At 70.9% G+C, this 12,707-nt stretch carries 8 protein-coding genes; 6 read left to right on the forward strand and 2 right to left on the reverse strand.

The annotated features are described in order from the left end of the window. Positions 1-79 precede the first annotated feature (79 nt). On the reverse strand, positions 80-2,140 hold the full coding sequence (locus AC0666_RS14190; protein ID WP_478707646.1) for a hypothetical protein: 2,061 nt from the start codon (positions 2,138-2,140) through the stop codon (positions 80-82). A 321-nt stretch (positions 2,141-2,461) separates the two neighbouring features. On the opposite strand from AC0666_RS14190, the gene AC0666_RS14195 reads away from it, so the two are divergent. The 6 genes from AC0666_RS14195 to AC0666_RS14220 all read left to right on the forward strand — a co-directional run bounded on the left by AC0666_RS14195 (position 2,462) and on the right by AC0666_RS14220 (position 11,882). Continuing rightward, positions 2,462-3,997: a leucyl aminopeptidase gene (locus tag AC0666_RS14195; protein WP_468584211.1), complete on the forward strand. Its 1,536-nt coding sequence runs from the start codon at positions 2,462-2,464 to the stop codon at positions 3,995-3,997. Between the two features lie 319 nt (positions 3,998-4,316). Next, a complete protein-coding gene (gene lpdA / locus AC0666_RS14200) occupies positions 4,317-5,705 on the forward strand; it encodes a dihydrolipoyl dehydrogenase (protein WP_468584213.1) in 1,389 nt (462 codons plus the stop codon). A gap of 53 nt (positions 5,706-5,758) precedes the next feature. After that, entirely contained in the window at positions 5,759-7,588 is a 1,830-nt protein-coding gene (sucB, locus tag AC0666_RS14205; protein ID WP_468967263.1) for a 2-oxoglutarate dehydrogenase, E2 component, dihydrolipoamide succinyltransferase, read from the forward strand. A gap of 127 nt (positions 7,589-7,715) precedes the next feature. Beyond that, entirely contained in the window at positions 7,716-8,339 is a 624-nt protein-coding gene (locus AC0666_RS14210) for a GntR family transcriptional regulator (RefSeq protein ID WP_361723161.1), read from the forward strand. A 221-nt stretch (positions 8,340-8,560) separates the two neighbouring features. Next, the gene (aceE, locus tag AC0666_RS14215; protein WP_468967266.1) at positions 8,561-11,245 is read left to right on the forward strand and encodes a pyruvate dehydrogenase (acetyl-transferring), homodimeric type; all 2,685 of its coding nucleotides are present in this window, start codon (positions 8,561-8,563) and stop codon (positions 11,243-11,245) included. 118 nt (positions 11,246-11,363) lie between these two features. Beyond that, positions 11,364-11,882: a DUF4240 domain-containing protein gene (locus tag AC0666_RS14220; protein WP_468584219.1), complete on the forward strand. Its 519-nt coding sequence runs from the start codon at positions 11,364-11,366 to the stop codon at positions 11,880-11,882. 24 nt (positions 11,883-11,906) lie between these two features. On the opposite strand, the gene AC0666_RS14225 is transcribed toward AC0666_RS14220, so the two are convergent. Beyond that, positions 11,907-12,677: an SDR family NAD(P)-dependent oxidoreductase gene (locus tag AC0666_RS14225; RefSeq protein WP_468967269.1), complete on the reverse strand. Its 771-nt coding sequence runs from the start codon at positions 12,675-12,677 to the stop codon at positions 11,907-11,909. Between the last annotated feature and the right edge of the window lie 30 nt (positions 12,678-12,707).

Below are 12,707 nucleotides of genomic sequence, written 5' to 3' on the forward strand. Positions count from 1 at the left end.
TAGGCGGAGCGCCGGCGCTCGTGGTACCAGGCAGTGCACGTGGTACGGGTGGTGAAGGTCAGGCGGGCGAACCCGGTGGTCAGCTGGGCAGCTTGAGCGTGACCGCGCTCTGGAGCAGCTCCGGACCGGTCCAGGCGGAGCGGTTGCCGGCGTAGGCGGTGCCGAAGTCGGCGGTGCCGAGCAGGAGCTGCTTCTTGGTGCCGTTCGGCGCGGTGAGCGGGGCGAGGACCCCGGAGGGCGCCTTGACGGTGACGGCGGTGCCGATCCGGTAGGCGGTCACCTTGCCGTCGGCGAGCGCCTTGTCCCAGGCCGCACGGCGGCTCAGCTCGACGCCGGTGTCCTTCATGCTCTGGTTGACGATCGGCGCGCTGGGCGCGTAGAGGGTCCGATACGTGTCGAGGACCTGGTCGAGGACCGGGTAGAGCGTGCGGTCCTCGGCGAGGTTGGACTGGTGGACGTAGTGCGGGCGCGGGTCGTTGGCGAGGACGTGGCGCAGGGCGGTCCGCGCCTCGGCCGGGACGATGTAGCCGAGGTACCCGGTGGCGGTGTCGAGCGGGGCCGGCAGGCAGGTGGAGGTGGCCGGGTTGTCCTCGCAGACGCCGCTGCCGCCGTCGGCACGGCTGGTGTAGACCCAGTTGTACTCGTCGGCCATCTCCGCGTTGGTGCCCGTGTTGTAGTACACGTTCATCGGGTGGCGGGGGACGGTCAGGGCGGCGCCGACCGCGCGCTGCGCCGGTTCGCGAGAGTTGTCGCTGCCGGCCCACTTGACCCCGTTGTCGGCGAGCGCGCCCGCCAGGTTGGGGTTGTCGGTGGGCTGCTCCGGGAGGGTCTTGAGACCGGAGTGCTCGCCGGTGACGAGTTCGGTACGGTCGGTGGTGATGCCCTTGGCCGCCGCCCAGTTGTTGTTGTCGCGGATCTGCGCGGAGATCTCCGCCCGGCTCATCCAGTTGACGGCGCCGGTGGCGGTCTTCGTGCAGGTCCACGGGACCGTGGTGGTGTCCTGGACACAGCCCAGGAAGGGATGGGTGTAGGTGTGGTTCATCCAGCGGAACTTGGCCCGGTCCGCCACCAGTTGCGCGGTCAGGGCGTCGGTGCCGCCGTTCTCCGCCTTCCACTCCTCCCCGGCACCCGCGTTGAAGAGCAGGTCGAGCTTGAAGTTCTTGCTCTGCTGCCACTGCACCGCGTACTGGGCGTCCGCGGCGGACATCCGGATGGTGCTCTCCTTGCCCTCGCCGCCCGCACAGGCGTAGTCGCCGGGCGTGCAGTTGAGCTCCTTGCTCCAGCGGGCGTCGGGGGCGAAGACGTCGTCGACGTGGACGGCGAAGTAGTTGCGCTCCTGTCCGAGGTGGACCCCCTGGGTGAGCCAGTCGACGATGCCGCGGGCCAGCAGCCGGAACTGCTGCTGGTACTGGTTGTAGCCGAAGGTGACGACCAGTTCACTGCGTCCGTCGTGCGCGTACTCGCCGACGAGCGAGGCCCGGCCGGAGCCGACGGGGGCGTCGAGGTAGCTGGTGTAGCCGGTCCGCGGCCGGCCCATGAACCCGTAGCTCTCCGGGACCAGGGCCGAGTTGTCCTCGAAGGCGACCTGGCCGCCGAGGTAGCCGAAGGGGCCCGCCTTGCCGGCCGCGGTGACGGCCGCCTGGGTGCCGTCCAGCTGGCCGCTGTACCCCCCGTTGTCGGTGTACTCCAGGCCCACGCCCGGGTGGGCCCAGGTGTACGCGTCGACCTGGCGGATGCCGTACGCCGTCTCGTACGCGCTCAGCGCCGCCATCTCGGCCGAGCCCTCGCCGAACGGGTTCTCGTTGGGCAGCACCACCCCCTGGTACTTGGCGCGCGGTCGGCCGTCGACCGTGTCGGCGAGGAACGCCGCGTTGACGACCGGGCGGCCGGCGGCCCCCAGCTGGACGCGGGTGAAGGGAACCCCTGTGTCGCGGAGCTCCGCGGTGATGGCTTCGACCGAGCTGCCGCCGTCGTCGACGACGAGCACCTTCAGGTCGATGCGCGGTGTCACGGCCGCGGCCGCCGCATGGGCGGACGCGGCGGGCAGTGCCACGGACATCAGCGCCGCCGCGGCCATGGCGGCGGCAGCCCTGTTCATCCGGTTCTTGTTGACCATGTCGGCCTTTCCCCCCGCAGGCATCACTCGACTACGGCCCATGGCGGTCGGCCGGGCCGAGGAGGCTCTGTGGAAATCATGCAAAGGGACCCCACGCCCCCTTGCGAGAGTGCGTCGAGTCTCGCGGACCTCGTCAGGTCTCAAGGGCAAACCTGGAACAGAGACCACAGATGGGTGAACCCGGCGGCCTGCGCGTCGAACAACTTCCCAAACCTTCGAGTGGCGTACGGACGAGCCGCTACGCGTAGGCTCATTTCTGGCGGCCGTCGGGCCGGAATACGATCGAGACGGATGGCCGTCCACCCACTCGGCCCACAACACAAACGGAAGCGAGACTTCACCACCGTGACTGCTCTGACTCTCAGCACTGCCGGCGTGGCGACGCTGCGCGCCGACGCCCTCGTGGTCGGCGTGGCGAAGGGCCCGAAGGGCCCCGTCGTCGCCGCAGGCGCCGAGGCCGTGGACAAGGCCTACGACGGAAAGCTCGCCGCCGTGCTCGACGCCCTCGGCGCCTCGGGCGCCGAGGGCGAGACCACGAAGCTGCCGGCCCCGGGCGGCCTGAAGGCCCCGGTCGTGCTGGCGGTCGGACTCGGCCCCCTCCCCGAGGAGGACGAGTCGTACGACGAGGAGGCGCTGCGCCGCGCCGCCGGCGCCGCCGCCCGCGCGCTGCACGGCAGCAAGAAGGCCGCCTTCGCCCTCCCCCTCGACGACGCCTCCGCCGTCACCGCCGTCGCCGAGGGCGCGCTGCTCGGTGCGTACGCCTTCACCGCCTACCAGGGCGGCGAGCAGAAGGGCGCGGCCGCCAGGAACGGCGGACCCAAGCAGCCCCTCGCCGAGGTCGCCCTGCTGGGTGCCAAGCCGCGCGACAAGGAGCACAAGGCCGCGGTCGAGCGCGCCACGGTCGTCGCGAGCGAGGTCAACATCGCCCGCGACCTGATCAACACCCCGCCGAACGACCTCACCCCCGAGGCCTTCGCCGCCGTCGCCTCCGCCACCGCGAAGGAGCACGGCATCAAGGTCCAGGTCCTGGACGAGAAGGCGCTGACCAAGGGCGGCTACGGCGGCATCATGGGCGTCGGCAAGGGCTCCGAGAACCCGCCGCGCCTGGTGAAGATCTCGTACACCCACCCCCAGGCGGAGAAGACCCTGGCCTTCGTCGGCAAGGGCATCACCTACGACTCGGGCGGCATCTCCCTCAAGCCGGCCGGCCACAACGAGACGATGAAGTGCGACATGTCCGGCGCCGCCGCCGTGTTCGCCTCCGTGGTCGCCGTGGCCCGCCTCGGCCTCCAGGTCAACGTCACCGGCTGGCTCGCGCTCGCGGAGAACATGCCGTCCGGCTCCGCCACCCGCCCCGGCGACGTGCTGCGCATGTACAGCGGCAAGACCGTCGAGGTCCTGAACACCGACGCCGAGGGCCGCCTCGTCCTCGGTGACGCGCTGACGAAGGCCTCCGAGGAGAACCCGGACGCGATCGTCGACGTCGCCACCCTGACCGGCGCGATGGTCCTCGCCCTGGGCAACCGGACCTTCGGCATCATGGCCAACGACGACGCCTTCCGCACCGCGATCCACGAGATCGCCGAGGAGGTCGGCGAGGCCTCCTGGCCGATGCCGCTCCCCGCGGACCTGCGCAAGGGCATGGACTCCCCCACCGCCGACATCGCCAACATGGGCGAGCGCATGGGCGGCGGCCTGGTGGCCGGCCTCTTCCTCCAGGAGTTCGTCGGCGAGGGCATCACCTGGGCGCACCTGGACATCGCGGGCCCGGCCTTCCACGAGGGCGCCCCGTACGGCTACACCCCCAAGGGCGGCACCGGCTCGGCCGTCCGCACCCTGGTGCGCCTGGCCGAGCGCACGGCCACCGGCGACCTCGGCTGACGCGGTCCCGCGGCCCGTTTCCGGGCCGCGGTGTGAGACGTGACGCACAGCGGCCCCCCCGATACCACGTGATCGAGGGGGCCGCCGTGTTCACCCACAACGAAATCCGTAGGTTTCTACGCTTCGGTAACCCCTGCCTCGGGCAGAACGACCTGCCACAGTGCGGGCCCGGCGTCCCGCGTTCCCCCGACAAATGCGAAGATGGGTTCTCGGCAGGACAGGGCCCCCACCACAGGGCCGAAGAAACAAGCGGCCGATTACCAGCCGCCGCCCGGTCACAGAGGACCGGTGCCCGGCGCACATGCATGGAGGACGTGACGTGGCGAACGACGCCAGCACCGTTTTCGACCTAGTGATCCTCGGCGGTGGCAGTGGCGGTTACGCCGCGGCTCTGCGCGCATCCCAGCTGGGTCTGGACGTTGCCCTGATCGAGAAGAACAAGCTCGGCGGCACCTGCCTGCACAACGGCTGCATCCCCACGAAGGCTCTGCTGCACGCGGGTGAGATCGCGGACCAGGCCCGCGAGGCCGCCCAGTTCGGTGTGAAGACCTCCTTCGAGGGCATCGACATCGCGGGTGTCCACAAGTACAAGGACGAGATCATCGCGGGCCTGTACAAGGGCCTGCAGGGCCTGGTGGCCTCCCGCAAGGTGACGTACATCGAGGGTGAGGGCCGCCTTTCCTCGCCGACCTCCGTCGACGTGAACGGCCAGCGCATCCAGGGTCGCCACATCCTGCTGGCGACCGGCTCCGTGCCGAAGTCGCTGCCGGGTCTGGTCATCGACGGCAACCGCATCATCTCCTCGGACCACGCGCTGGTCCTGGACCGCGTCCCCGAGTCGGCGATCGTGCTGGGCGGCGGCGTCATCGGCGTCGAGTTCGCCTCGGCGTGGAAGTCCTTCGGCTCCGACATCACCGTGATCGAGGGCCTCAAGCACCTCGTCCCGGTCGAGGACGAGAACAGCTCGAAGCTGCTGGAGCGCGCGTTCCGCAAGCGCGGCATCAAGTTCAACCTCGGCACCTTCTTCGACAAGGCCGAGTACACCGAGAACGGCGTCCGCGTCACCCTCGCCGACGGCAAGACCTTCGAGGCCGAGGTGCTGCTGGTCGCCGTCGGCCGCGGCCCGGTCTCCCAGGGCCTGGGCTACGAGGAGCAGGGCGTCGCGATGGACCGCGGCTACGTCCTGGTCGACGAGTACATGCAGACCAACGTGCCGACCATCTCGGCCGTCGGTGACCTCGTCCCGACCCTGCAGCTCGCGCACGTCGGCTTCGCCGAGGGCATCCTGGTCGCGGAGCGTCTGGCCGGTCTGAAGACCGTCCCGATCGACTACGACGGTGTCCCGCGCGTCACCTACTGCCACCCCGAGGTCGCGTCCGTCGGCATCACCGAGGCCAAGGCCAAGGAGATCTACGGTGCGGACAAGGTCGTGGCCCTGAAGTACAACCTTGCGGGCAACGGCAAGAGCAAGATCCTCAAGACCGCGGGCGAGATCAAGCTCGTCCAGGTCAAGGACGGTGCCGTGGTCGGCGTCCACATGGTCGGTGACCGGATGGGCGAGCAGGTCGGCGAGGCCCAGCTGATCTACAACTGGGAGGCCCTCCCGGCCGAGGTCGCGCAGCTCATCCACGCGCACCCGACCCAGAACGAGGCGATGGGCGAGGCCCACCTGGCCCTGGCCGGCAAGCCCCTGCACGCACACGACTGATCGTCACGGGCGCGACGACCACTTCCGCACTTTCGTTAGGAGCAACTGAAACCATGCCGGTTTCCGTAACCCTTCCGGCGCTCGGAGAGAGCGTGTCCGAGGGCACTGTCACCCGTTGGCTGAAGGCCGAGGGCGAGCGAGTCGAGGCCGACGAGCCGCTGCTCGAAGTCTCGACCGACAAGGTCGACACCGAGATCCCGTCCCCCGTCTCCGGCATCCTGGCCTCCATCAAGGTCGCCGAGGACGAGACCGTCGAGGTCGGCGCCGAGCTGGCCGTCATCGACGACGGCTCCGGCGCGCCTGCTGCAGCCCCGGCTGCCGAGCCGGCAGCCGCCGAGCCCGCCGCCGCCCCGGCGCCGCAGGCCCCGCAGGCCGCCCCGTCCACCGAGGTCGAGACCCCGGCCCCCGCGCCGACGGCCGAGGCGGCCGCCGGCGGCGGTTCCGCCGAGGGCACCGACGTCGTGCTCCCCGCCCTGGGCGAGTCCGTCACCGAGGGCACCGTCACCCGCTGGCTGAAGCAGGTCGGCGAGTCCGTCGAGGCCGACGAGCCGCTGCTTGAGGTCTCCACGGACAAGGTCGACACCGAGATCCCCGCGCCGGTCGCCGGCACGCTGCTGGAGATCCTGGTCGGCGAGGACGAGACCGCCGAGGTCGGCGCCCGTCTGGCCGTCATCGGCGTCGCCGGTGCCGCCCCGGCCGCCGCTCCGGCCCCGGCCGCTCCGGCTCCGGCCCCGGCCGCTCCGGCCCCGGCCGCCGCTGCCCCGGCTCCGGCTGCTCCGGCCCCCGCTGCCGCTCCGGCTCCGGCTGCTCCGGCCGCCGCTGCTCCGGCCCCGGTCCAGGCTGCCGCCCCGGTGGCCGCTCCGGCCCCGGTGACCCCGGCTCCGGCCGCTGCCGCTCCGGCTCCGGTCGCTCCGGCCGCCCCCGCAGCCCCGGCTCCGGCTCCGGCCGGCGACGAGGGTGCGTACGTGACCCCGCTGGTGCGCAAGCTCGCCTCGGAGTCCGGCGTCAACCTGAACACGGTCACGGGCACCGGTGTCGGCGGCCGTATCCGCAAGCAGGACGTCCTGGCCGCCGCCGAGGCCGCCAAGGCCGCCGCTGCCGCCCCGGCCCCCGCCGCCGCTGCCGCCCCGGCCGCCAAGGCTCCGGCCGCCGCGGTCTCCGAGCTGCGCGGCCAGACCGTCAAGATGACCCGCATGCGCAAGGTCATCGGCGACAACATGATGAAGGCCCTGCACTCGCAGGCGCAGCTCAGCTCCGTGGTCGAGGTGGACATCACCAAGATCATGAAGCTGCGCGAGCAGGCCAAGGGCTCGTTCCTGGCCCGTGAGGGCGTCAAGCTCTCGCCCATGCCGTTCTTCGTCAAGGCCGCCGCCCAGGCGCTGAAGGCCCACGCGGTCGTCAACGCCCGGATCAACGACGACGAGGGCACCATCACCTACTTCGACTCGGAGAACATCGGCATCGCCGTGGACTCCGAGAAGGGCCTGATGACCCCGGTCATCAAGGGTGCCGGTGACCTCAACCTGGCCGGTATCGCCAAGGCGACCGCCGACCTGGCGGGCAAGGTCCGCGGCAACAAGATCACGCCGGACGAGCTGTCGGGCGCGACCTTCACCATCAGCAACACCGGTTCGCGCGGTGCGCTGTTCGACACGGTCATCGTGCCCCCGAACCAGGTCGCCATCCTGGGCATCGGTGCCACGGTCAAGCGCCCGGTGGTCCTGGAGACCCCCGAGGGCACCGTCATCGGCGTCCGCGACATGACGTACCTGACCCTGTCCTACGACCACCGCCTGGTGGACGGCGCGGACGCGGCCCGGTACCTCTCGGCCGTCAAGGCGATCCTGGAGGCCGGCGAGTTCGAGGTCGAGCTCGGCCTGTAACCAGCCTCACTGTCGGCGCCTCCGTCCGGGATACTCCCGGGCGGGGGCGCCGCCGTATTGTCTACGCATCAGGCCCGCCCACCACCGCGCACTTCCTGCCCACCCCTCAGGAGATGAAGCCCCGATGATCACCCCACCCGTCGTGCACTCGCTGCGCGAGCAGATCCGCGAGCACATCGTGGAGGGGATCGTCAGCGGGCGCTGGAAGCCCGGCGAGCGGATCGTGGAGCGGCGGATCGCCGTCGAGCTGGAGGTCAGCCAGACGCCCGTGCGCGAGGCCCTGCGCGAGCTGGAGACGCTGCGGCTGATCGAGTCGGCGCCGAACAAGGGCGTGCGCGTACGGAACCTCTCGGCGGCGGACCTGGAGGAGATCTACCCGGTCCGGGCCGGCCTGGAGCAGATCGCGGCCGAGCTGGCCGCGCCCCGGCTGGCGGCGGACTGCACGGCGCTGGAACCGCACGTCGCGGCCCTGTGGGAGGCCGACCGGACGGAGGACGGGACCGCGCAGGTGCGGCACACCGTCGGGTTCCACCGGGAGCTGGTGCGGGCGGCCGGGAACAGCGTGCTGTTGCACACGTGGGAAAGCCTGGGCATCGAGGTGTTCACCGCCCTGTCCATCCGGTGGCTGGGCACCGTCCAGAAGTCGTACGCGGAGGAGCACGCGGCCCTGGTGGAGGCCTTCCGGAATCGGGATCCGGACATCGGGGTGCTCGTGAAGCGGCATGTCCTGGGGTGCGCACCGAGGGCCTGACGGGCCGGCTTGTCCGGGTTTGCCCGGCACCGGGTGCCCGTATTGCTGGCACCCGGTGCCGACTTTCCCCGGATCGCCATTTCTTCGCCACTTTCATTTGATCGATCATCGATCAGCGATTTACAGTCATCGGCGGACCCCTACCCGGGTCCGCCGACCCTGTCCTGCCCGTCAGGGATTTCTTCACCACCTCTCCTTTGTCCGGAAGGCGGCGCACACCGATGTCCGACCCCGTAGGAAAGCTTCCGAGCGAGCTCGACCAGCTCCCGGACCGCGACACCGAGGAGACCGCCGAATGGGCGGCCTCCCTCGACGCCGTCGCCCAGGCCGCCGGTACGCGCCGCGCCGAATACCTGCTCCGCCGCACCCTCCAGCACGCCGAGGCCGCCGGCCTCGCCCTGCCGAAGCTGCTGGAGACGGACTACGTCAACACCATCCCCACCTCCGCCGAGCCCGCGTTCCCGGGTGACGAGGAGATGGAAGCCAGGATCACCGCGTGGAACCGCTGGAACGCGGCCGCCATGGTGACCCGCGGCTCCAAGTACGGCGTCGGCGGCCACATCGCCACCTTCGCCTCGGCGGCCTGGCTCTACGAGACCGGCTTCCAGCACTTCTTCCGCGGGAAGGAGGCCGACGGATCGGGCGACCAGCTCTACATCCAGGGCCACGCCTCCCCCGGCATCTACGCCCGCGCCTTCCTCGACGGGCGCATCTCCGAGCAGCAGCTCGACAACTTCCGCCAGGAATCCGGCGGCAACGGCCTGCCGTCCTACCCGCACCCGCGGCGCCTGCCGTGGCTGTGGGAGTTCCCCACGGTCTCCATGGGCCTCGGCCCGCTGTCCGCGATCTACCAGGCGCGGTTCAACCGCTACCTGCAGAACCGGAACATCAAGGACACCTCGAACTCGCACGTCTGGGCCTTCCTCGGCGACGGCGAGATGGACGAGCCCGAGTCGACCGCCGCCCTGGCCCTGGCCTCCCGCGAGCAGCTCGACAACCTGACCTTCGTCATCAACTGCAACCTGCAGCGCCTCGACGGTCCGGTCCGCGCCAACTTCCGCGTGGTCCAGGAGCTGGAGGCCCAGTTCCGCGGCGCCGGCTGGAACGTCATCAAGTCCCTGTGGGGCTCCGCCTGGGACGAGCTGTTCCAGCTGGACACCACGGGCGCCCTGGTGCGCCGCCTGCGCGAGGTCCCGGACGCGCAGTTCCAGACGTACGCGACCCGCGACGTGGCCTACATCCGCCAGCACTTCTTCGGCGCCAATGCCGAGCTCGTGCAGCTCGCCGGCGTGCTGTCGGACGCGAAGATCGCCGAGTGCTTCCACAGCTCCCGCGGCGGCCACGAGCCCCGCAAGGTGTACGCCGCGTACAAGGCCGCCCTGGAGCACAAGGGCGCGCCGACGGTCATCCTCGCGCAGACCGTCAAGGGCTACACGCTGGGCGCCGGGTTCGAGTCGAAGAACGCGAACCACCAGATGAAGAAGCTGACGATCGACGAGTTCAAGGGCATGCGCGACCTGCTCGGACTCCCGATCCCGGACAGCGCCTTCGTCGACGGCGTGGTCCCCTACGGCCACCCCGGTGCGAACAGCCCCGAGGTGCAGTACCTGAACGAGCGGCGCGCGGCCCTCGGCGGCCCGGCCCCCGCCCGCAAGGTCCACCACGTGGCGCTGCCGGCTCCGGCCGAGCGCTCCTTCGCCCCGCTGCTCAAGGGCTCGGGCAAGCAGGAGATGGCCACCACCATGGCCTTCGTCCGCCTGGTCAAGGACCTGATGCGGGACAAGGAGACCGGCAAGCGCTGGGTGCCGATCGTCCCCGACGAGGCCCGTACCTTCGGCATGGAGTCCCTCTTCCCGTCGGCCGGCATCTACTCGCCGCTGGGCCAGACGTACGAGCCGGTCGACCGCGACCAGCTGATGTACTACAAGGAGGCCAAGGACGGCCAGATCCTCAACGAGGGGATCACCGAGGCCGGCGCCATGGCCGACTTCATCGCCGCCTGCACGTCGTACGCGACGCACGGCGAGCCGATGATCCCGTTCTACATCTTCTACTCGATGTTCGGCTGGCAGCGCACCGCCGACCAGATGTGGCAGCTCGCCGACCAGCTCGGCAAGGGCTTCATCGTCGGCGCCACCGCCGGCCGCACCACGCTGACCGGTGAGGGCCTCCAGCACGCCGACGGCCACTCGCACCTGATCGCGTCCACGAACCCGGCCTCGCTGAACTACGACCCGGCCTTCGCGTACGAGATCGCGGTGATCGTCAAGGACGGTCTGCGCCGGATGTACGGCGAGAAGCCGGAAGACGTCTTCTACTACCTGACGGTCTACAACGAGCCGAAGGTGCAGCCCGCGATGCCCGCGGGCGTCGAGGAAGGCATCATCAAGGGCCTGTACCGCTTCAACACGGCGGCCGACCTCGCCGAGGCGGCCCCGGCCGCCGACGCCCCGAAGATCCAGCTGATGGCCTCGGGTACGGCGATCCACTGGGTCCTGGAGGCGCAGCAGCTGCTCGCCGCCGACTGGAACGTGGCCGCCGACGTCTGGTCCGCCACCTCCTGGGGCGAGCTGCGGCGTGAGGCGCTGGAGTGCGACGAGGCGCTGCTGCGCGGCGAGATGCGCACCCCGTACGTCACGCGCGCGCTGGAGGGCGTGACGAGCCCGGTCCTCGCGGTGTCCGACTGGATGCGCCAGGTTCCGGACCAGATCAGCCAGTGGGTGGAGCAGGACTACACCTCGCTCGGCACCGACGGTTTCGGCCTGTCCGACACGCGTGAGGGCGCCCGCCGCCACTTCGGTGTCGACGCCCAGTCGATCGTGGTGGCCGCTCTGGCGCAGCTCGCCCGCCGCGGTGAGGTTCCGGCGTCCTCCGTCAAGGAGGCGCGCGAGCGCTACGGCTTGTAAGACACGGGCTCAACACGCCGAAGGCCGGTGTCCCACCCCCGCCAAGGGGGTCGGACACCGGCCTTTCCCCGTGTGCGCAGTGGCGGCGCGGGGGCTCACCCGTGATGCTGGAGCGGTGATGGACGAGACGGAGTTCTGGGAGATCGTCGACAGCACCCGCGAGGCGGCCGAGGGCGACCCCGAGGAACATGCCGAGCTGCTCGTCGAGCGGCTGGCGCAGCTCGACCCGGACTCCGTCCTGGACTTCGCCCGGCACTTCGAGTCCCGGTACAACAGGGCGTACACCTGGGACCTGTGGGGCGCCGCCTGGGTGCTGCTCGACGGGGCGAGCGACGACGCGTTCGACTACTTCCGCTGCTGGCTGATCGGCCAGGGCCGGGAGGTCTTCGAGGGGGCGGTGCACGATCCCGACCAGCTGGCGGAGCTGCTCGGCGAGTTCGACGAGGAGATCGACGGGGACGGCGAGGAGCTGGGGTACGCGGCCGACGAGGCGTACGAGCAGCTGACCGGCGCGGTGGCCCCGGACCTCGGGATCCCCCTCCAGGCGGCGGAACCGGAGGGCGCCCCGCTGGACTTCGAGAACGAAGCCGTCCTGGCGGAGCGCTTCCCCCGGCTGTGGGACCGCTTCCGGGCATAGGGCCGGCCGACCGGCCCGGGGGCTCTAGTAGTGCGTGCCGCCGTCGATGCGGATCTCCGTACCGGTGATGAAGGCGCCGTCCTCGGAGCCCAGCATGGCGACGACACCGGCCACGGTCTGCGGCCCGGCGAAGCCCTGGCCGATGGCGGGGGCGAGCTTGGCGAACAGGCTCCAGTCGGTGTCCTCGGGCAGGCCCGGGCCGTTGCCGGTGGTCATGCCGCTCTCGATGGAGCCGGGCGCCACCGAGACGAAGCGCAGGCCCTGCTTGCTGTACTCGGCGGCCAGGGCGTGGGTCATGGACTGGATGCCGCCCTTGCTGGCCGCGTACGCGGACATGTAGGGGTGGGCGAAGGACGCCGAGGTGGAGCTGAAGTTCACGACGACGGGCTGGTCGCCCTCCAGCAGGGCGGGGAGCGCCTCGCGGACCATCAGGAAGGTGCCGGTGAGGTTGACCCCGATGACCTTGTTCCACAGGTCGAGCGTGGTCTGGTGGGTGTGCGCGGAGCGCAGGATGCCGGCGGCGTTGACGAGGACGTCGAGCCCGCCGAGGCCCGCCACGGCGGCGGCGACCCCGGCCCGTACCGCGGCCTCGTCGGATATGTCGAGGACCGCGGTGGTCAGCCGCTCCGCGTGGCCGGCGGCGGCGGCCGCGTCGGCGGTGCCCTTCAGCCCGGCTTGGTCGACGTCCACGGTGTGGACGCGGCCGCCCTCGGCCAGGATGCGGTGGACGGTGGCCCGGCCGATGCCGGAGCCGCCGCCGGTGATGAGGACGCGGCGTCCTTCGTAACGGTTCATGGGGCGAGCGTACCGGCGGCATGACACGTT

This window comes from Streptomyces sp. NPDC043680, from assembly GCF_056436685.1.